This window comes from Desemzia sp. FAM 23989 (genome assembly GCF_045528345.1).
In the GTDB taxonomy this organism is placed as follows: Bacteria; Bacillota; Bacilli; order Lactobacillales; family Carnobacteriaceae; genus Desemzia.
On sequence record NZ_JBGQQT010000003.1, the window covers coordinates 121,740 to 141,930 of the forward strand.

17 protein-coding genes and 1 pseudogene are annotated in these 20,191 nt (G+C 34.5%); 17 read left to right on the forward strand and 1 reads right to left on the reverse strand.

The genetic code is table 11. From position 1 onward, the window contains the following. Window positions 1–5 precede the first annotated feature (5 nt). Window positions 6–188, forward strand: coding sequence for a hypothetical protein (locus ACEN36_RS03285; protein WP_407096419.1), 183 nt, complete (start codon window positions 6–8; stop codon window positions 186–188). Between the two features lie 96 nt (window positions 189–284). Here the strand turns inward: ACEN36_RS03285 and ACEN36_RS03290 are convergent, their stop codons facing one another. Continuing rightward, window positions 285–1,049: an IclR family transcriptional regulator gene (locus ACEN36_RS03290; protein WP_407125941.1), complete on the reverse strand. Its 765-nt coding sequence runs from the start codon at window positions 1,047–1,049 to the stop codon at window positions 285–287. Between the two features lie 753 nt (window positions 1,050–1,802). Between ACEN36_RS03290 and ACEN36_RS03295 the strand changes: the two genes are divergently transcribed. The 16 genes and pseudogenes from ACEN36_RS03295 to ACEN36_RS03370 all read left to right on the forward strand — a co-directional run bounded on the left by ACEN36_RS03295 (window position 1,803) and on the right by ACEN36_RS03370 (window position 20,185). Continuing rightward, on the forward strand, window positions 1,803–2,006 hold the full coding sequence (locus tag ACEN36_RS03295; protein WP_407125942.1) for a hypothetical protein: 204 nt from the start codon (window positions 1,803–1,805) through the stop codon (window positions 2,004–2,006). A 54-nt stretch (window positions 2,007–2,060) separates the two neighbouring features. After that, window positions 2,061–3,779, forward strand: a pseudogene (locus ACEN36_RS03300) (glycoside hydrolase family 3 protein). A 591-nt stretch (window positions 3,780–4,370) separates the two neighbouring features. Further along, a complete protein-coding gene (locus ACEN36_RS03305; protein ID WP_407125943.1) occupies window positions 4,371–4,679 on the forward strand; it encodes a DUF6442 family protein in 309 nt (102 codons plus the stop codon). Window positions 4,680–4,694: 15 nt separating this feature from the next. Next, window positions 4,695–4,904: a helix-turn-helix transcriptional regulator gene (locus ACEN36_RS03310; RefSeq protein ID WP_407102311.1), complete on the forward strand. Its 210-nt coding sequence runs from the start codon at window positions 4,695–4,697 to the stop codon at window positions 4,902–4,904. 120 nt (window positions 4,905–5,024) lie between these two features. Further along, window positions 5,025–5,288 carry a DUF896 domain-containing protein gene (locus ACEN36_RS03315; RefSeq protein ID WP_407102310.1) on the forward strand — a complete coding sequence of 88 codons (264 nt, stop codon included), beginning with the start codon at window positions 5,025–5,027 and terminating at the stop codon, window positions 5,286–5,288. 110 nt (window positions 5,289–5,398) lie between these two features. Further along, window positions 5,399–6,058: an SDR family oxidoreductase gene (locus tag ACEN36_RS03320; RefSeq protein WP_407125944.1), complete on the forward strand. Its 660-nt coding sequence runs from the start codon at window positions 5,399–5,401 to the stop codon at window positions 6,056–6,058. Between the two features lie 326 nt (window positions 6,059–6,384). Beyond that, on the forward strand, window positions 6,385–7,428 hold the full coding sequence (locus tag ACEN36_RS03325) for a family 20 glycosylhydrolase (protein ID WP_407103052.1): 1,044 nt from the start codon (window positions 6,385–6,387) through the stop codon (window positions 7,426–7,428). Window positions 7,429–7,672: 244 nt separating this feature from the next. Continuing rightward, window positions 7,673–9,565, forward strand: coding sequence for a beta-N-acetylhexosaminidase (locus tag ACEN36_RS03330; protein ID WP_407125945.1), 1,893 nt, complete (start codon window positions 7,673–7,675; stop codon window positions 9,563–9,565). 51 nt (window positions 9,566–9,616) lie between these two features. Next, window positions 9,617–10,096 carry a hypothetical protein gene (locus tag ACEN36_RS03335; protein WP_407125946.1) on the forward strand — a complete coding sequence of 160 codons (480 nt, stop codon included), beginning with the start codon at window positions 9,617–9,619 and terminating at the stop codon, window positions 10,094–10,096. A gap of 10 nt (window positions 10,097–10,106) precedes the next feature. Beyond that, a complete protein-coding gene (locus tag ACEN36_RS03340; protein ID WP_407125947.1) occupies window positions 10,107–11,405 on the forward strand; it encodes an alpha-L-fucosidase in 1,299 nt (432 codons plus the stop codon). Between the two features lie 32 nt (window positions 11,406–11,437). Next, window positions 11,438–13,063 (forward strand): glycoside hydrolase family 13 protein, encoded by a 1,626-nt coding sequence (locus ACEN36_RS03345; protein ID WP_407103048.1) that lies wholly within the window; start codon window positions 11,438–11,440, stop codon window positions 13,061–13,063. Between the two features lie 268 nt (window positions 13,064–13,331). Beyond that, entirely contained in the window at window positions 13,332–13,973 is a 642-nt protein-coding gene (locus ACEN36_RS03350; RefSeq protein ID WP_407103047.1) for a YesL family protein, read from the forward strand. Window positions 13,974–14,015: 42 nt separating this feature from the next. Then, window positions 14,016–16,304, forward strand: a complete 2,289-nt coding sequence (locus ACEN36_RS03355; RefSeq protein WP_407103046.1) for a helix-turn-helix domain-containing protein — start codon at window positions 14,016–14,018, stop codon at window positions 16,302–16,304. Window positions 16,305–16,569: 265 nt separating this feature from the next. After that, a complete protein-coding gene (locus ACEN36_RS03360; RefSeq protein WP_407097442.1) occupies window positions 16,570–17,562 on the forward strand; it encodes an ABC transporter permease in 993 nt (330 codons plus the stop codon). A gap of 21 nt (window positions 17,563–17,583) precedes the next feature. Beyond that, window positions 17,584–18,513: a carbohydrate ABC transporter permease gene (locus ACEN36_RS03365; RefSeq protein ID WP_407097441.1), complete on the forward strand. Its 930-nt coding sequence runs from the start codon at window positions 17,584–17,586 to the stop codon at window positions 18,511–18,513. A gap of 31 nt (window positions 18,514–18,544) precedes the next feature. Next, window positions 18,545–20,185: an extracellular solute-binding protein gene (locus ACEN36_RS03370; protein WP_407103045.1), complete on the forward strand. Its 1,641-nt coding sequence runs from the start codon at window positions 18,545–18,547 to the stop codon at window positions 20,183–20,185. The last annotated feature ends 6 nt before the right edge of the window (window positions 20,186–20,191 follow it).

The following is a 20,191-nucleotide window of genomic DNA, read 5'->3' on the forward strand; positions in this document are numbered from 1 at the left end:
AGAGTATGGATCAAAATGAGTGGATAGTGGAAGAGTTGGAACGTGTTTTTCAAAATAGTCGCGACTACAAACAAAAAGCTCTAATTGCTGCGACTCAACAATTGATCAAAGAACAAGCTTTGCGCGTAACGCAAATGGAAGGGGAACTTGATGGAACCCTTTGGAGTCCAAGAAATTGGAGTGAGTAGCGGGGTATTTTAAGTATTTTATAAAAAAAGCGGTCAAACCGATTGAAACAACTCGGTTTGACCGCTTTTTTATAGTGAACGACAACGTTTCTCTCGTTAGAAATGTCCTAATAAACTGGAAATCTTACGAGTGGTTTCGACAATTTTTTGGATGTAAATATCTTTATTTTTTACTTCCGAAAGCGGCAAGGAGATGCTGATAGCTCCTGCAGATAAATCCTTGTAGCTCGCAAATGAAGCCCCTATACAAACGATGCCATACTCATTTTCTTCATTGTCTATCGCGTAACCTTGTTGACGAACAGTATCGATTTCTGCTAAAAAGTCTTCAAGATTTGTGATGGTATGAGTAGTTTTAGGCTGGATGTCAACTTGATTCCAATAGTCAACAATAGCGCTATTGGTTTTAGTAGCTAAAATAGCTTTTCCGACAGCTGTGACATACATAGGTGCTTTTTTTCCAATTCTGGAATGCATCCCAGTTTCGGAATCTTGAGAATCGTGTTTATCTATATACAATACTTCGTTATCATCCTCAATGACCAAATGAACGGTTTGGTTGATTTCTTGAGATAACTGACGAATCATACTTTTAGCAACATTTAAAAAATCAATATTTTGTACTCTTCTATTTCCTAATTGAAATAACTTTAAAGAAATACGGTATTTTTTTGTAGTTGCATCTTTTTCAATATATCCATTTTCAAGTAAAGAGTTCACTAAGCGATGTGTAGTTGCTTTATGCAGCTGCACTTTTTCACTTATTTCCATTAGACTTAAATTGTCATAATTGGAAAGAATCTCCAAAATAGATAAAGCTCGATCTATGGTTTGTACTTTACCTGGGGAATTATTAGCCATATTATTACTCCTTTAAAAAATTATGGGTTGCTGTTTAACCGGTTCCAAATCTTAACAAGTTTTATTATATGAGATAACTTTTCAATGTACAAGTTGATGGAAAGAAATAAACGTAAATTTTGAAACGAATAATTCTACATTTGAACTAATTGTGACAATAAGAGGTAATATCAGACTAGAATAAATACAACTAGACCTCTTGTATACTTTTTCGGATGAAAAACCTTGTCTTATATTGTGAAAAAATAATTAATATAAAAGATGGACAAGAGAAAACGTTGTTATTCATAGTACATAACTAAAGAAAACCATTATACAAGATAGTAAAGTACGATTAACAGAATTTAGAATAATTTTCTGCTAATTTGTTCAAAACAGCACAATAAAGTGAAAAGACGTTCTCTCTCAAACTGCTAACATATGTAAATTTTCTATACCAATTAAAATAGGGATAAAGAAATCGGAACTCTGTAAAAGCTGAAAAAACATTGAAAAATGAGAGATTAATGAAAAAATACGGCAAAATGTTTCGTAAAACCGAAAGCTGTTTCATAATGTAGAACTAGATTCTGAAATATGATACTTTTTTTATGCGAAGTAATCTACAAAAGTCAATTGAAAGCGATGGCATATTGTTAAAATGACCTGAATAAGTTCAATCGAGTTTGTAAGAGAAGCACAATATTAGTTAGAGGTGGTAAGGAATAAAGTAAGAATGCTGGATGCAATGGATACGCAGATGACGAAGTATTAATGGTTGAAGATGCTCCTGGAGATCTTTCTGCAGCGCTTAAAAACAGTGTCTTGTACTACCCGATTTTATTTGGAAAAGAATCCTTCTCTTGGAAACGTTTATCAAGTGAAGCAGCTCCACGCTTTACAAATAAAACCTATACAGGCGAATACCAAGATTCAGTTATTCAAGAATTTGATGAGTTATTGAAACAATATTCTTAATTCGAAGTAAAGTTTTGACCGAAACTGTAATTACTTTAAGGAGGATTCAATAAAATGGCGAAAGTAGATTTAACAGCAAAACCGTACAACTTAAACGAAGAACAAATCAAATGGGTAAACGACACAATCGCTGGCATGTGAGACGAAGAAAAAGTTGGACAATTGTTCACGAACTTATTCTTTTTCGGAGAAGATAAATTCAGCGGGAACACGTTGACGAATAAAGAAATCTTAGAAAAATACCACATTGGAGGAGCACGTTACCAAGGTGGTACGGCTAAACAAGTTCAAGAATTGATCAACTCGCTACAAAAAGATACGAAAATTCCTTTATTAGTAGCTGCTAACTGTGACGCAGGTGGTAACGGAGCTGCTAATGATGGTACGTATATTGCTTCTGGAGCACAAGTTGAAGCTTCTGGCGATACTACAGTGGGATACAATGCGGGATACGTTTCAGGACGTGAAGAAGCTGCAATGGGAGTAAACGTCAACTTTGACCCATGTGTGGATATCTTGAAAAACTGGAGAAACACGATCGTTAACACTCGTGCTTACGGTACGAACGCTGACGACGTGATCAAATACACGAACGCTTATCTTGAAGGATTAGACCAAAGCGAAGTGATCAAATGTATCAAACACTGGCCTGGTGACGCTACTGAAGAACGCGACCAGCATTTAGTTTTAGGTGTCAACGAATTATCTGTTGACGAATGGGAAGATTCATTCGGACGCGTTTACCGCAACCACATCGACAACGGTGTTGAAATGATCATGGCTGGACACATTGCTTTACCTGAGTACCAAAAAGCTTTGGATCCAACATTGGAAGACAAAGATATCTTACCTGCAACATTAGCTCCTGAATTGATCGAAGACTTATTGAAAACGAAATTAGGTTTCAATGGTATGGTTATTACAGATGCTTCTCACATGTTGGGTATGACATCCGCTATGCGTCGTGAAGACTATGTTCCTAAAGCAATTGCTGCTGGATGTGACATGTTCTTATTCTTTAACGACATTGATGAAGACTTTGGATTCATGCTAAAAGGATACCAAAACGGTGTGATCACTGAAGAACGTATGACGGATGCTTTACAACGTGTTCTAGGATTGAAAGCTAAATTGAACTTGCACACAAAACAAGCTGAAGGCACTTTATTAAAAGATGAATCTGAATTAGAAGTTGTTGGTAGCGAAGAACATTTACAAATGCGCGCTGATGCAGCTGATAAAGGAATCACTTTAGTAAAAGATACTCAAAACAATTTGCCGATCAGCCCAGAAACACACAAACGCATTCGTTTATATGTACTTGAAGGTGAAAAAGGCGGAATCTACGAAGGCGGATCTGATATCGCTCAAAAAATTACAGATGAGCTAACTTCTCGTGGATATGAAGTAACGTTAAACGATGGTTCTACACGTGTGAAAGGTAAAACGCTAGAATACCGTGAAAACGTTGATTTAGCTTTAGAAGTTTCTGATATTGTTGGTTATGGTGCACAAAAGAACTACCGTATCCAATGGAGTACAGCAATGTCTAATGAAGTTCCTTGGTTCGTATACGAAGTACCAACTGTATTCGTATCTCTAAACTTCACGACTCATTTGCATGATGCAACAATGGTGAAAACTTTTGTGAATGCATACCACAATAACGATGAAACAATCAAACAAGTCATCGACAAATTAGAAGGTAAATCAGAATTCAAAGGAACTCCAAACGAAAATGTTTGGGCTAATAAATGGCAAGCTAAACTATAATTAATTGCCTGTTTAAATTCTTTTCTTTCTTGCACGCACTCGACTAGCTTTGGCTAGTGGGGTACGTGTTTTTTTTGTATAGTTTTGGGATATTCATCTTCTAGCGTTAGTAAAGAAATTTCCTCCGGCCTACTGAATTGCTTATGGTAAGTTAATGGACCGCAGTGAGCCGAAAAAAGTCTTAACCACCATATCTTTAAATTAGTTAACGGCATATGGTCCAAACCAGCTTCTCAACGACCATATCCTCAAACTCTTTAATCACATATGGTTCAAACCAACCCTTTAACTACCATATAATAAAAAAACCTCAACGATATGGTCCAACCTCCAATAAAAAGGCTCAATTGTAGCAATACACTTGGACGTAAGCCCGCAGTGTTTCCTTTTTTTTGCATCCTTTGTATGGCTATAAGCAACATCATATTCTTCCGGAAATTTCTAGAAATGCGTTTTTAAAAGGTTTAGATTAAAAAAACGTATTTTTTACTTACCAATGTCTAACGTTGTAAAACTTAATTTTGACAAGTTTACTTGTCAAATGTATAATTAACTTTGACAAGTAAACTTGGCAAAAATGGAGGAGAGAAAATGGATAAAGAGAAAATATTAGAGAAGTACCGCTCTGAAAAGAAAGACGAGGGAAAAGACTACGATAATGACTATTCAGACAACCAAGGTTTTTATGCTATGTGTTTTTTAGCAATACTGCTTATGACCTATCAAATTTTTAATGATTTGCCATTTGGAGACATTGCGGCACTCCTTTTTGCATTTATGGCTGTAGGAGGATTTTATAGGTATAAACTCAGAAAAGATAAAAGAGATTTATACTTTAGTCTATTCACTGGAATGGTAGGGCTGGCTTTTCTTATTTGGTATGTCGTACAAACTATATAAACTGGAGTAGTTATTATGGAAAAAGACGAATTAGTTTTAAAAAATACTATTAAACAGGCGAGAAAAGAAAAAGGTTTGTCTCAAAGAGAGTTAGCTGAAATCGTAGGAGTGTCCAGAAATACTATCAGCTCTATTGAAACCGGTCAATTTAATCCGACTGCAAAGTTAGCATTGATATTGTGTATTGCTCTAGATAAAAAGTTTGAAAGGTTATTTTATTTTTAACGGATGTGCCGACTTTATTCGGAAGGTACTTACTTTTAGTAAGTAAAATGATATGCTAAGTTAAATAAGAAGTCCTTCTTTAAAACTAAAATTTTACACATTAAGAAAGGAGCCAAAATAATGATTAGAGTATTGCCTCGTATTAATGAATTGGCTAAGAAAGCTAGAGTAAGTGGATTAACTAAAGATGAAAGAATAGAGCAAGCCACTTTAAGAGAGCAGTATTTGACTGTTATCAGGGGCTCCTCTAAAGAATTGCTTTTGAGCAGCACGGTAGTGGATATCCTAGGAAACGACGTTACGCCAGCCAAATTAAAACTGGCTCAAGGCAAACTGGATATCAAAGAAGAATGGCAAAAAAATCCCGATTCATTTTATGAGTAAATAAATATACTTTTTAGGAGGCTTGATTCTATGCAAGCCTCCTCTTTTTGCGCTCTTTAATTTGTATGTTATGGTTAAATCAGAGATAGAAATGAAAGGGGAAAGTATGAATGAAAGTATTAGTAGTCGGAGCAAATGGAAAAATAGGACGTCAAGTGGTAAATATGCTGGAAGAAAGTGATACTCATTCCGTCACAGCCTTTGTACGTAAAGAAGAACAAGTAGAAGAACTGAAACAAAAAGGTATTGAGGCTTATTTAGGCAATTTAGAAGGACCTGTAACAGATTTAGAAGAGGCTGTTAAAGGGATGGATGCAGTGGTATTTTCAGCTGGATCAGGCGGCAGTACTGGTGCAGACAAAACATTACTGATTGACTTAGATGGCGCTATAAAAGTCATGGAAGCTGCTCAAAATGTCGGTGTTAACCGATTTGTAATGGTCAGTGCATTTGGAGCCAACAATCGTGAAGGTTGGAGTAGAGACATGAGACCTTATTACGTTGCCAAACATTATGCAGACAAGGCCTTGGAACAAAGCGGCTTAGAGTATACAATCGTTCGTCCAGGTGGATTGTTGGATGAACCCGCTAAAGATAAAATCAAAGTTGCAGGGAATTTAGAAATATCTGAATCAGATGAAAAAACTGTTCCTCGCGAAGATGTAGCCAAAGTGATTGTGACTAGTTTAGACAATGAAAAAACTTACCGCAAAGCTTTTGACTTAGTGACCGGGGAACAATCGATTGAAGAAGCGTTGAACCAACTGTAAAAATAAGAAGTACCGCAAATGTTGTTTTTAACAGTTGTGGTGCTTTTTTATATGGGTTTCAAGTTTTTTTTAACTTGTCTAGATATTTTCCTGCAGTAGATTAGTGTACTTTTACATCTTGGAATCAATTGAAACTAGTGATGGTTATAAGAAAAAAATTAACACAATTGATTGTATTAATTTTTTTGGATGTTAAGATAGTAACGAGACTCTTTTTGAAAGCGGTGTCTTTTTTTTGTATGAGGAAATAAATTAGAGTAGGAGGAATTATAAGCTATAAACTACCAAGTTTACAATTTAAAGAAAATTACGAATGAAAGAACAAAATGAAGGAGTATACTAACGAAATGACTAATCATACTTATAATGCTTTTCATCTCCGTTTTGGAGATAGAAATTTGATTCCAGAATTAAAAATATTGATGGAAAAGGTACTCGCTCCGGCTGGAGTAGATATGCTTATTCTAGAAATTGATAAATCATTTGTTTTTAAAAGTCACCCCGAAATCGATGGTGGGAAAAACGCATTAACAACAGATGATGCTGCTAACTTATCAGCATTTTCAAGAAATTTAGGTATAGAGATTGTGCCATTGATGCAAAGTTTAGGACATCAAGGTTGGGGAGGAAGTAGAAGTGCGTTACTAACAGCTTATCCTGAATTTGATGAAACGCCTAACATTCCGTTGGATGCTGAATGGCCGGAAATTTTTTGCCGCAGTTGGTGTCCTCAACATCCAAATGTAAATGAAATCGTTTTTGATTTGATGGATGAACTGATCAATGGATTTTCTGCAAATTATTTCCATATTGGAATGGATGAAGTATATGAAATAGCGAGTGATCAATGCGAGCGATGTAATGGTGGAAACCGCGCAGAACTATTTACTAAAGCTGTAAATGATATGTATTCCCATTTGAATAAAGAATGTGGAGTAACAGTTATGATGTGGGGAGATAGATTAATTGATGCAGAATTATTTGGCTATGATAATTGGGAAGGGGACACATTTGGTACTTTCCATGCAATCGAAAACATACCAAAAGATATAATTCTGTTAGATTGGCATTATGATGAACGCGAAAATGGATTTCCAACACCAAAATATTTCATGGAACATGGATTTTCTGTAATGCCATCATGTTGGTTCAAACAAGATGTTGCTGAACAACTATTTAATGAAGCAAATACTGCTGCGAAAGAAGTGAAAGCTTCTAATCAGTTTTTTGGTAGACTAGTTACTTCTTGGCATTCATGGAATGAAGAAGCATTTGATCGCTTTATTTCATTTTCAGAGAAAGAAGGACAAGATGGAGAAGAACAGTGGAGACTTTATAATACGCTGCAGAAAGTTACTTCAATGAAATAGTATTAAAGGTATATCATAGAAGGTCTATTTTTTATATAGAGACCTTCTTATTTTTTTGCAGAGTTTTTAAACAATGAGATATAGGGAAAGTACTCGTAAAAGCCTATGACTAGCAGTTAAGCAAAAGGAAAATGTGTATATAACGTTCAGTGTGTATTTATTGCAGTTGTATTGAAAAGGCTTTCAAACTCCTTTAAACTAAAAAGTGAGCTTAAACATGAAAAAAATAGGAGGAAAATATAGTATGCTAAAATTACATCTTATTGGTGATTTGCAAGATCTGGAAGCTGGGTTGAAGTTACTGTCTCATGAATATAAGTTTGAAGAAAGCGAGGCAGGAATTCCACTTGAAATTCAAAAAAGTTTAGTGAAAGACAAACTATCCATTAGTTATGACGGTCAAAAAGGAATTATTGAGTACACTTCTAAAAATTCTTTTTTCAGGTTATTAAACTTATGGCTTTATCAATATAAAAAGAATACCACTTTCTCAGTTCAAGAAAAGGATTGCTTTGATAAAACAGGCGTAATGGTAGATGCATCAAGAAATGCCGTTGTAAGTGTTAGTGGAATGAAACTAGTATTGAATTACATGGCTAAACTCGGTCTAAATTTAGTTATGCTGTATACAGAAGATACATACGAAGTAAAAGAGTACCCTTACTTCGGTTACTTACGAGGAAGATATACACATGAAGAAATGAAAGAGATGGATGATTACGCTTTTGAATTGGGTATAGAGATGGTTCCATGTATTCAAACATTAGGACATCTTTTCAATGCTTTAAAATATGAATATGCAAATGGAATCAAAGATACATCAGATGTTGTTCTTGTTGGTGAAACAAAAACATATGAGTTTTTAGAAAACTTGATTCAATCGGCTACTAAACCGTTTAGATCAAATCATATCCATATCGGAATGGATGAAGCATTTGGATTGGGAACAGGTGTTTATCGCTCAAAAAATGGTATACGAGACAGCTTTACCATCATGAATGAACATTTAGAAAAAGTTATTGCTATTACTAAAAAACATGGCTTAGAAGCAATGATTTGGAGCGACATGTATTATCGTTTTGGTTCAAAAACTGGAGATTATTATGATTTAGAAAGTGATATTCCTGAAGAAGTTATTAACGATATTCCAGACGTAGATATGGTTTTGTGGGATTACTACCATGAAGATGAAAAAACATATGACATTTTGTTAGGAAAGCATAAAGAAATGAAGAAAAAAGTTATATTTGCAGGTGGAGTATGGACTTGGAATGGAATCGCTCCAAACTATGGGAAATCATTTGAAACAACAAAAGCAGGGTTAGCTAGTGCTAAAAAGAATGGTATTAGAGAAGTATTTGCTACGTTATGGGGTGATGATGGTGGAGAAACACCAATTTTATCTGCACTGCCTGGGTTACAACTATTCGCTGATTTATCTTATCGAGATGAAGTAGGTGAAGCTCAAATGAGAGAAGAGTTCCAATACAATACAGGATATTCTTTAAAAAAGTTTATGTTATTAAATGATTTTGATGAAACTCCAGGCGTTATGGAAAATAATTTAAATACCTCGGCTGCATCGAAGTTTTTATTATGGCAAGATCCATTATTAGGGCTGTATGATCAAACTGTTGCAGGGCTTGGCTTAGGCGAACACTACCAAAACTTGTCGATTCAGTTAAAAGAATTAGTCTCTAAAGAAAATGATTTGACTCCATTATTTGAGTTCTATCATACATTAGCCGTGGTTTTAAGTGTAAAAGCTGAATTAGGAATTCGTTTAAAAACTGCGTATGATACAGATAATAAGGATGCATTGAAAAATGAAGTAGAACAAATGAAGGCTCTTCAACGTTCACTTAATGAGCTTCGTATAGCACACCGAAATGTATGGATGGAATACAATAAGCCATTCGGATGGGAAGTTCTAGATATTCGTTATGGAGGGACAATTTCTAGAATGAGTACAGCTGTTGACCGAGTAACTGATTATTTAAATGGGAAATTGGATGAAATTTCCGAATTAAAAGAAAATAAATTACCATTCTCTAATCCTTATTATCTCGGGGAAGGAACTTTAGGAAGAGGATTATATAAAGACATGGTGACACCAAGTAAATTATCTGATGTTTAGTAAATAAGTGAAGTGTTAGATTTAAAGTGGATAGAAAGGCGGAGGAAAAGAATGAAAAAAGTACTTTTATTAGTTATAGCTGGAATTTTTTTAACTGGATGTAATTCGGTAGCAGTATATCAAGACCCGAAAACGGTTAGTTACTCTCTCGAAGGTGAATACGATAATACTGAGGATGCGCAGGAAGTAGTTCAAGTTATTCAAGATAATTTACATTACGCTCAAGAAGAAGATATGGAAGGGTACCTGTCCACTCTCATTTCCTCCGCACGAGAAGAGACGGAAGAAGAACTTTTTCCATTTTTTGAATCCTATGACTTGGAACACACGGTTTTAAGTGTAGAAATACTGGACCAAGAAGAAAACCGCATGTTGGTTAAAACGGAACAACAGGCAGTTATGGTGGATTCAGTAGACGGAGCAGAACAGTATAGAGACCATATAGCAGAAGCAAATCATACGGTGATAAAAGAAAATGAAGAATGGAAAATTGAAGAAACGATAATGACTGACACATTATTTTTAGATTAGAGGGAAGAAGATGAAATATGCAAATTGGAACAATGAATTAGGAAATTCAGAGTGGTTTTTACACGATCGATTTGGAATGTTTATTCATTTTGGCTTGTTCAGTCTAGCTGCACGCCATGAATGGCTAATGACCACAGAACAAATTTCTCCAGAAGATTATTATCACTATTTTGAACATTTTAATCCAGAATTAATGGATATGAAGGCATTAGCTAAAGCAGCAAAAGGAACGGGTATGAAATATGCAATACTTACGACTAAACACCATGAAGGATTTGCCTTGTGGGATACGGAATATTCAGATTATAAAATTACAAATACTTCATTTAAAAGGGATTTAGTACGAGAATTCGTAGAAGCATTTCGTGCTGAAGATATCAAGATTGGTTTATATCATTCTTTAATCGATTGGCATCACGAAGACTTTACAATAGATGGTCTTCATCCACAAAGAGAAGATGAAGAATATAGAAAATCAAACAACACTCGAAAAATGGATATTTATTTAGAGTTTTTAAAAAAACAAGTAACAGAATTATTGACAAACTATGGAAAAGTAGATTATCTCTGGTTTGATTTTTCATATGGCCATCGTGATTGGGGATGGTCCAAAGGAAAAGGCAAAAACGCATGGAAATCAAAAGAAATTTTAGATGTAGTGACAAAATTACAACCAGATATTCTAGTTAATGATCGATTAGACTTAGGTTTAGGTGTTGTAACACCTGAGCAATACCAACCCGTTCAGCCACTTGAAAAGGATGGGCAACCAGTCATTTGGGAAGCTTGTCAAGCGATGAAACCAACCTGGGGTTACGATCGTGACGCGAAAGATTGGAAAAGCAGTGAAATATTGCTAAAAATGTTGATTGAAACAGTATCCAATAATGGGAACTTTTTGTTAAATATTGGTCCAAATGGGAAAGGTGAATTAGATAAAAGAGAAGAAAACAGATTAAATGATATTGGTGACTGGATGAAACGAAACAGTAAATCCATCTATGGAGCAGGACAAAGTCCGTTTGAAGCTCCAAAAGACTGCCGATATACACAAGTCGGAACTAATAAATTGTATCTTCACATTTATTCTTGGCCATTAAGACACATTCATTTACAAGGATTAGCTGGAAAAGTACAATACGCACAATTTTTACATGATCATTCTGAAGTTTTCTTTAGAGAGTTTGATCCTGAAGAGGTCATTACAAGTACAGAAACGCTCATTGATAAGGATAGTGTCATGTTAGAATTGCCTGTCGAAAAACCTGAAGTTTTAGTTCCTGTAGTCGAGATTTTTCTGAAAGATTAAGGAAACGAAACAAAAGTATAAGGAGTGCAGTTATGCAATGGTGGAAAGAAACTGTCGTATATCAAATTTATCCGAGAAGCTTCCAAGATACTAATAACGATGGGATTGGTGATCTTTCAGGAATCATAAAACATTTGGATTATTTAGAGAAGTTAGGCATTGGAGCAATTTGGTTAAGTCCGGTCTATCAATCACCTAATTTTGATAATGGATATGATATCAGTAACTATGAAGAGATCAATCAAGAATCGGGCTCGATGATTGAAATGGAATTACTTATTGAAGAAGCAAGGAAAAGAAATATACGCATTTTAATGGATTTAGTATTGAATCATACAAGCGACAAGCATCATTGGTTTTTAGAAGCAAAAAAAGGGAAAGATAATCCATACCGCGATTATTATATTTGGAGAGATTCAAATAAAGGAAAAGAACCGAATGACTTAACAGCGGGGTTTGGTGGATCAGCTTGGGAATATGACCAAAAGAGTGAACAATACTACTTTCATTTATTCAGTAAGCAACAGCCGGACTTAAATTGGGAAAACCCTCGATTACGGCAGAAAATATGGCAAATGATGAGCTTCTGGCTCGACAAGGGAGTAGCAGGTTTTCGCTTAGATGTTGTGGACTTGATAGGCAAAGTCCCGGATGAAAAAATCACTGTAAATGGACCAAGATTGCATGATTATTTGCAAGAAATGTATCGAGAAGTACTTGCAGACAGAGATACCCTGACTGTTGGAGAAGTTTGGAGTGCCTCTCCAGAAGTCGCACAGCTTTACGGTGACCCTTCAAGGAATGAGTTATCCATGGTTTTTTCTTTCGAACATATGGTATTAGATGAACAACCAGCTAAATCTAAGTGGGACTTGAGGGTATTTACTTTACTCGAACTAAAGCATGCTATTGCAAAGTGGCAAGTAGCATTAGATGGAAAAATATGGAATAGCTTGTTTTGGAACAATCATGATCTTCCAAGAATCGTATCTAGATGGGGAAATGAAAAAGAATATCGTGTAGAAAGTGCAAAGATGTTTGCAATCATTCTTCACCTATTAAAAGGTACACCCTACATTTATCAAGGAGAAGAAATTGGAATGACTAATTTTCCAATTTCTGATATTTCAGAAGTTAATGATATTGAAACACGTTATATGTATTTCAAACGAATTAAACAAGGATACTCGCAAAAGGATATTTTTCATTCTATAAATGCTAAGGGACGAGATAATGCTCGAACTCCAATGCAATGGAGCGAGAGTAAAAATGGTGGTTTTACTCAAGGAGAACCTTGGCTCCATGTCAATCCCAATTATTCTGATATTAATGTAGAAGCAGCATTAGCTAATCCAAATTCTATCTTTTACACCTATCAGAAATTGATTAAATTGAGAAAGGAAAATCCTATAATTATTTGGGGAAAGTTTAAATTACTTCTTCCAAATCATCCGAAAATATTTGCTTATGAGCGTATTTATAAAGAAGAAACTTGGATAGTGGTGGCAAATATGAGTGAAAGCTATGTATCTTTCAGTTTGAATGATAGTCTAGATAAAAAACAATCAATTATTGGAAATTATCCAAATAAGGTTTATCAATTGAATAAACTTAATTTGCGTCCGTATGAAACGTTTGTTGTAAAGACTCACAATTAATAAAAACAATTTTAGTTTTTTTGTTAAACCTGCGAGAAGAACGATAGAAATAAGAGGTCATATCTATTTCTATCGTTGTTTTTTTTAAGTTTGGTATGTCGCAAACCAAACCTTATTTGATAAAAGCGCTTTTTTGTTATAAACTAATTTCATATGAAAAGACTAACAAAAATGGATTTGAAGTCTTTTTTTATTAAAACAAAAAGAAAGCGGTTCCTTAGCGGCTGCTGAAATGATTTTAAAGACCGAATTAGGGGGAGTTAATAAAATGTCGGATAATATTAAGAAAAGTAAATTTTTAAATGCACTTATTTCATTTGGAATGTGGATTTATAATTTTTTTATTTTGCAATTATTTTGGGTTTTACATAGTTTAAAAGGATTTATTGTATTTGGAGTTTTCCCTGCGAATGCTTCTGTTATAAGAGTAATGTATAGATGGTTTAATGAAAAAGGGGAAAGTTTTTCTATAAAAGAAGAATTTAGTCAAGCATACAAAGCTTACTTCAAGCGTTCAAACCAAATCGGGTACATGATGCTTTTGGCATTTGCAATTGTATATATTGATTTAAGGGTATCAAATGTGTTTATTCAATCTATTATTCTACATACGCTAATATTGTTTCTTGGGTTCCTTGTTCTTTGTGTTGGTCTATACACGTACACGATTATGATTCGATACAATTTCTCTTTAAAAAACACCCTTAAACAATCTTTTTTTATCGCTCTTTCCGTTCCATTATTTACTCTTTCAGCTGTGGTAGGGTTAATCATTGTTATTACCCTAATGAGAAATTACCTATTTCTGCTATTCTTTTTTGGGATACCATTATTTTTTCTGCCTATAGTGTGGTTCACATATACTGGAGCAATAAAAGCAGAGGAAAAGAGGAAGGAATTACAGGATTAATGCCAATCAGTTTGTTGTAAGAAAGGGGGATAAAATTTAGCAATGAGAAAAATTCCAAACTCTGATCTGTTTAAAAGTTATTTTGGTTCTTATTTACTTGTTTTTTCTATTCCTTTTATCATTTCTTTAATTGCAGTGAATATAATTTATGTCAGAAGTATCCGTGAAGAATTAACCTCAGCGAATCAGACTTCTTTAGAACAAGCAAGTTTACAGTTAGATGAACAAATTATGGAAATGGATTCAGTCGGGAATCAAATCAATTATACTCGTGATTTTGTTCCGCATTCGTTAAGTAAAAAGGAAGAATATAGGGAATATGTAGAACGCTTAAGGATGTATGATAACTCAATCCGTTCTACAAAAGGCATTTATATTATTATTAATGATCATCCAACTGTTTTTTCATCTAAAGGTACTATGTCGCTAGAGGCATTAATGAATAATACAAGTGATTTTAATATTACTGAAAAAGATCGGTTAATGGAAGAAATTATGCATCCTACAGAGAATGCATCTGTTTATACATTGGATAGGTTCTCAGGTAGTAATCTCTCTAACAATAAAATTGTCTATTATACTATGCCGCTTGAAGGAACATCTCCTGAATATGAATATGGCGTTATTCTTTTCGTAATGAATATGGATCCCTTAAAAGCAAATCTTAAAGCAATGGGTAATGAGGATGAAAGGATTTCGTTTGTAGCGGATAAAAAAGGAAGCTTGCTTTTTTCAAATGGAGAAATCTCTAAAGTGTCCCAATCAGACATCTTAAACAAAATGCCAGTCATCATGAATAATGAAACAATTCAAATCAATCAGAAAAATTTTACATTAAATAGTCACTCTAATTCAATCACAAGTTGGACAATCGTTTCTTTGATTGAAACAGTTCGTTTTTATCGCCCACTATATCGAGTATTATTTATTTTCATAGCAGCGGCAGTATTGCTTAGTCTTGTAGGCATGGGTGTTTCTTTTTACTTTGCTACAAAAAATTATCGGCCAATTAAGCGGTTAACGAGTACATTTTCATCAGAAGAAGATAAAATAAGTGATGAGTGGATGTTTATACAAACAAATGTAAAGCGCACTCGATCAGAATATAATTTGTTAAATCGTTTGATGAATGAGCAGGCTCCAATTGTACGAAATTCTGCATTATTGAACTTAATTGAAGGAAAGTACCTCCAAGACGACAAGTTTATAAATGGTTTGAAAGATATAGGAATAAATTTTCCATTTCCTTTATTTGCTATTTTAATTTTAGAACTTGGAGAAAAATCTGTGGAAACTAAAAATATTATCAATATAGAAAAAATTGTACAAAAATTAAATAAGACTGAAGAAAATCTAGATTGCTATATTGTTGAAGCAACTGTTCCACATTTTAAAAATAATCAGATTTTTGTCATCTTAAATATGGAAGAGGATAATAAAGCCCATTGGAATAAAACCATTTCATTTATTAAAGAAAAAATTGAGAGTGAAGATTTGCCAAAAAATGAAGCGTGGAAGTTTGCAGTCGGGAATGCCTACGAATCAGTAACTAAAATTAAAAATTCGTATATTGAAGCTAGTTCTACATTGGAACAATTGAATTCCTCTTCTTCTAAGACATCATCTATCATGTTTTTCAAAGAAGTGTCGCAAAAGAACGGTATAACGAATCCGACAGACATGATTCATTATCCAAATGAAGAAATGTTGGTTCTGATGCAAAGCATGAAGCAAGGGAATAAAGAAACTGCATTAGAAACAGTGGAGTCTTTATTTTATAAAATTGAACAATATGCTTATCAAGCAATTGCCACACAGGCAGTAGTCGCTGATGTATTTAATACTGTGTTTAAATTAGCTATTGATTTAGAAATAGACGATTACTATAAACAAGCTCTACAGTTATCTAATTTTTCCAATACGAAAGAAACAAAAGAAGTGTTAAACAGCATTGTCATTTCTATTTGTAATAACATAAATGAAAGACAAAAAACGGAAAGTATAAAAACAGAACAAAGAGTTGTTCAATTTATTTACCAAAATTATGATTCCCCTGATATTTCATTGGAAAGAATTGCTTCCGAGAATAATATTTCTATTTCATATGCCAGTAAACTAATTAAGGAAGAAACAGGAAAGTCTTTTTCAAATACTATACAAGTATTGCGTATGGGACGCTTTAAAGAGTTGCTGTTGACAACGAAAGAACCGATACAAGAATTGGTTAAAAAGATTGGATATTATGATGTATCTAATTTCACCAGGAAATTTCGGAAAGAAAATGGAATAACACCTGGAGAGTATAGAAAAAGATATCGAGAAAGCAATTAAAAAACAAAAAAGATATGAATGGGTAAACTATTCGTATTTTTTTTGTGTAGATGTGTAGAAAAATTACACATTCTATAATGCACAATCATTGATTTGATAATGTTTTTAACAAAAAAGCGTAAAAAACAACACATTGTAAATAATGCCTGATCTACATATAATGAAAGTGCTTACATTAGGGGTGGCCAACCACAAGCAACTAGGAGAAAGATGATTCTATTTTTACTCCTAAGAATAATATAGAAGAAGGAGGAATCAAATTTGTATGGAGAAACAAGCTAAGAAAATAGCGAGTATCCCAAATACTACAATTAGAAAGGGAAGCCTAGAAAAGACAAGGATAAAATCAAGTTGGAAAGATAAAACAAAAAAAATCCTCTCTAGCTGGCAACTATATGTATTGATATTACCTGCCTTTCTTTACTTTTTAGTTTTCCATTATGGACCTATGTATGGTGTTCAAATAGCCTTTAAAGACTATATGCCATCATTAGGAATTTGGGATAGCCCTTGGGTAGGACTTGCACACTTTGAAAAGTTCTTTGATTCTTATTACTTCTTGGATCTATTAAAGAATACATTGGGGATTAGTATTTATTCCTTAGTAGTTGGTTTTCCAATACCAATTATGTTAGCACTAGCCTTAAATGAAGTGAAAGATGGCGCATTTAAGAAAATGGTTCAAACAGTTACTTATGCTCCTCATTTTATTTCAACAGTCGTTATCGTTGGGATGATTATTGCTTTCTTATCGCCAACAAATGGGATTATTAATCACGGTTTGGAAGCATTTGGTTTTGAGGCAAAAGCATTTATGGAAGATCCTTCTTGGTTTAAATCAATTTATGTTCTTTCAGGAGTTTGGCAGAGCACAGGATGGAGCTCAGTCATTTATATGGCAGCTTTATCAGGGGTAGACCCGCAATTGCACGAAGCGGCTACAATCGATGGAGCATCAAGGTTACAGAGAATGTGGTACATCAATTTACCAGTTCTTATTCCTACCATGGTTATTTTACTCATTATGAATTTTGGAAGTATTATGTCTGTAGGACATGAAAAAATATTATTGATGCAAAATCCATTGAACATGCCGTCTTCTAACGTAATTTCTACATTCACTTACCAGCAAGGGTTATTGGATGCTCAATATAGTTATGCGGCAGCGATTGGTTTATTTAATTCAGTGATCAATGCGGCATTATTGATTGTAGTGAATAAGGTATCTCGTAAAGTAAGCGATGTATCCTTATGGTAATAATGAAGGGGAGTGAGGAAAATGAAAAGTGCTGCAGTTATAAAAAATTCTACCATTAAAGAATCTAAAACAGACCGAATGTTTCTTACCGTTGTGTACCTATTGCTATTGATCGCTCTTTTAATAGTAGTTTACCCCTTGGTTTATATCTTAAGTGCTTCAATCAGTGACCCATCTGTTGTAAACTCGGGAGAAATGTGGCTGTTTCCAAAAGAAATTACATTCAAAGGGTATCAAACGATATTGCAAAATGAAGCTATTTGGAGAGGATACCTCAATACTATTGTTTACACCGTGGTTGGAACATTAATAAATCTTGCGGTGACTATTCCGGCGGGGTATGTTTTGTCGCGTAAGGATTTTCCTCTCAAGGGCTTTTTTACAAAAATGATGATTATCACGATGTTTGTTTCTGGAGGGTTAATTCCAAGTTATATTTTAATAAATGATTTAGGATTGTCAAATACGATGTGGGCTTTGATTCTACCTGGAGCAGCGTCTGTTTATAACATAGTGATTACGCGAACGTTTTTCCAATCTACCATTCCTGATGAGCTAACGGAAGCAGGCCTTATGGATGGGGCTTCAAATTTCAAACTATTTACTGCAGTAGTTTTACCATTGTCTAAGCCAATACTAGCTGTAATGGCTTTGTTTTATGGAGTTGGTCATTGGAACCAGTATTTCCAAGCATTGATTTATATTGATGATCGAAATAAGTATCCATTGCAAATGGTTTTGAGAGAAATTCTTGTGTTACAGGATTTATCTTCAAATCCAACTACTATGATGACAGAAGAGACTGCAATGTACTTAAATGAACAACAAAACTTAAGCGCTATCATAAAGTACGGCGTTATGATTGTTGCTACACTGCCTATTATTATTGTGTATCCATTTTTACAAAAATATTTTGTAAAAGGTGTAATGATTGGTTCTATTAAAGGGTAATAAAAAATAAAAATTAGGAGTGAATATTCTAATGAAAAAAAACAAACGATTTTTAGCAACGGGACTCTTGTTCTCCACTTCATTATTATTAGCAGCATGCGGAGGTAGTTCAGCTAGCGAAGGTAGTTCCGATGAAAATACACCATCAGATACTCAAGAAGTTGCAAAAGAAGGGTTCCCATTAGTGGAAGAACCTATCAATATGACGCTGATGGCTCCTGGTACTGGTATGGCAGAATGGGAAGACATGGCAACGATGATAGAGTATGAAAAAATGACAAATATTGACCTTGATTATACTACACCACCCTTAAGTGATTTTAGTACGAAATTCAATTTAGCTTTTGCTAGTGGAGACGTACCGCATATGCTTTTTGGGCCAGGAACAGATGTTTTAACACCAGCTTTGGAAGTAGATTATGGTAAACAAGGTTTGTTATTGCCGTTAAATGACTTAATTGAGGAATACGCACCAAACTTGAAAGCAGCTATGGAAGAAAATCCAGAAATCAAGCAATCTATCACAACAACTGATGGAAATATTTATAGTTTGCCACGAATTAATGGAGGAGCAAGCTCAACTTGGATAAGAGGGCCTGTTTGGATTAATGGAGACTGGATGGATGCTTTAGAAATTGATGAGGCACCTAAAACGATTGATGAGTTATATGACATGCTTGTTAGATTTAAGACGGAAGATCCAAATGGTAATGGTAAAGCAGATGAAATTCCTTTTACAGATGTAAAAATGGATAGTACTCGTCCATGGTTACTTTCAGCATTTGGAATTAAAGAATGGGGAATTGAAGAAAATGATGGTACTGTTCGCTATGCTCCAACAACAGAAAATTACCGTGGCTATTTAGAATTCATGAACAAATTATATACAGAAGGATTACTAGACCAAGAAGTATTCTCTCAAGCAGATGAACAGAAAAAAGCTAAAGGTGAGAATAACCAGTTAGGAATGTTCCCAGATTGGTTCTCATTCTTTACAACGGGTCAAACAGAAGAAGAAGCTATCAATAACCCAATGATGGGTCCAATGACAAGCGAGTATTCTGAAGAACTAATATTCCCAATGAGTACAGGAATTCAAAGAGGTACATTTGCTATTACAAAAGATAATCCAAACCCTGCTGCATCTATGAGATGGGTAGATTACTTTTACTCTCAAGAAGGATATGATTTCTTAAATAGAGGACCGGAAGGATACTTATGGGTTTGGGCAGATGAAGAAGGCGGAGCAAGAGAATACAATGAAGATCTAGAAGCTAGTGATAGAGAAGAATACCGCGGTCAAATCACTCCAGACTACGGAATTACTACACCAGGAAATTCAGATTTTGAATTAGAGCCAATCGGCGATAGCGAAAAAACGGAATTTGAAATGTTTATAGAATCAGAAACGGAAGAAAAAATTAATCAACACGGAGAAGTTGCATTCCCACTCGTCTATTTAACTTCAGAAGAACAAGATACAGTAAGCGGAATCGAAGTCGACCTTCAAACGTATATCCGTAATTCTGAAGCACAGTTTATTACGGGTCAACTTCCATTAGATGATGAAAACTGGAATAAGTATGTGTCTACAGTTGAAAATATGGGTGTTGAAGAATACGTATCGGTATACCAAGCTGCTTACGACAGATGGGCAGAAGCTGGAAAATAATAAAAA

Excerpts from the sequence above, each read along its gene's own strand:
- ACEN36_RS03345 (WP_407103048.1), top strand. The coding sequence starts at position 11,438 with ATGCAATGGTGGAAAGAAACTGTCGTATATCAAATTTATCCGAGAAGC.
- ACEN36_RS03355 (WP_407103046.1), top strand. The coding sequence starts at position 14,016 with ATGAGAAAAATTCCAAACTCTGATCTGTTTAAAAGTTATTTTGGTTCT.
- ACEN36_RS03285 (WP_407096419.1), top strand. The coding sequence starts at position 6 with ATGGATCAAAATGAGTGGATAGTGGAAGAGTTGGAACGTGTTTTTCAA.
- ACEN36_RS03360 (WP_407097442.1), top strand. The coding sequence starts at position 16,570 with ATGGAGAAACAAGCTAAGAAAATAGCGAGTATCCCAAATACTACAATT.
- ACEN36_RS03320 (WP_407125944.1), top strand. The coding sequence starts at position 5,399 with ATGAAAGTATTAGTAGTCGGAGCAAATGGAAAAATAGGACGTCAAGTG.
- ACEN36_RS03290 (WP_407125941.1), bottom strand. The coding sequence starts at position 1,049 with ATGGCTAATAATTCCCCAGGTAAAGTACAAACCATAGATCGAGCTTTA.
- ACEN36_RS03325 (WP_407103052.1), top strand. The coding sequence starts at position 6,385 with ATGAAGGAGTATACTAACGAAATGACTAATCATACTTATAATGCTTTT.
- ACEN36_RS03330 (WP_407125945.1), top strand. The coding sequence starts at position 7,673 with ATGCTAAAATTACATCTTATTGGTGATTTGCAAGATCTGGAAGCTGGG.
- ACEN36_RS03315 (WP_407102310.1), top strand. The coding sequence starts at position 5,025 with ATGATTAGAGTATTGCCTCGTATTAATGAATTGGCTAAGAAAGCTAGA.
- ACEN36_RS03305 (WP_407125943.1), top strand. The coding sequence starts at position 4,371 with ATGGATAAAGAGAAAATATTAGAGAAGTACCGCTCTGAAAAGAAAGAC.
- ACEN36_RS03350 (WP_407103047.1), top strand. The coding sequence starts at position 13,332 with ATGTCGGATAATATTAAGAAAAGTAAATTTTTAAATGCACTTATTTCA.
- ACEN36_RS03310 (WP_407102311.1), top strand. The coding sequence starts at position 4,695 with ATGGAAAAAGACGAATTAGTTTTAAAAAATACTATTAAACAGGCGAGA.
- ACEN36_RS03370 (WP_407103045.1), top strand. The coding sequence starts at position 18,545 with ATGAAAAAAAACAAACGATTTTTAGCAACGGGACTCTTGTTCTCCACT.
- ACEN36_RS03335 (WP_407125946.1), top strand. The coding sequence starts at position 9,617 with ATGAAAAAAGTACTTTTATTAGTTATAGCTGGAATTTTTTTAACTGGA.
- ACEN36_RS03365 (WP_407097441.1), top strand. The coding sequence starts at position 17,584 with ATGAAAAGTGCTGCAGTTATAAAAAATTCTACCATTAAAGAATCTAAA.
- ACEN36_RS03340 (WP_407125947.1), top strand. The coding sequence starts at position 10,107 with ATGAAATATGCAAATTGGAACAATGAATTAGGAAATTCAGAGTGGTTT.
- ACEN36_RS03295 (WP_407125942.1), top strand. The coding sequence starts at position 1,803 with ATGGTTGAAGATGCTCCTGGAGATCTTTCTGCAGCGCTTAAAAACAGT.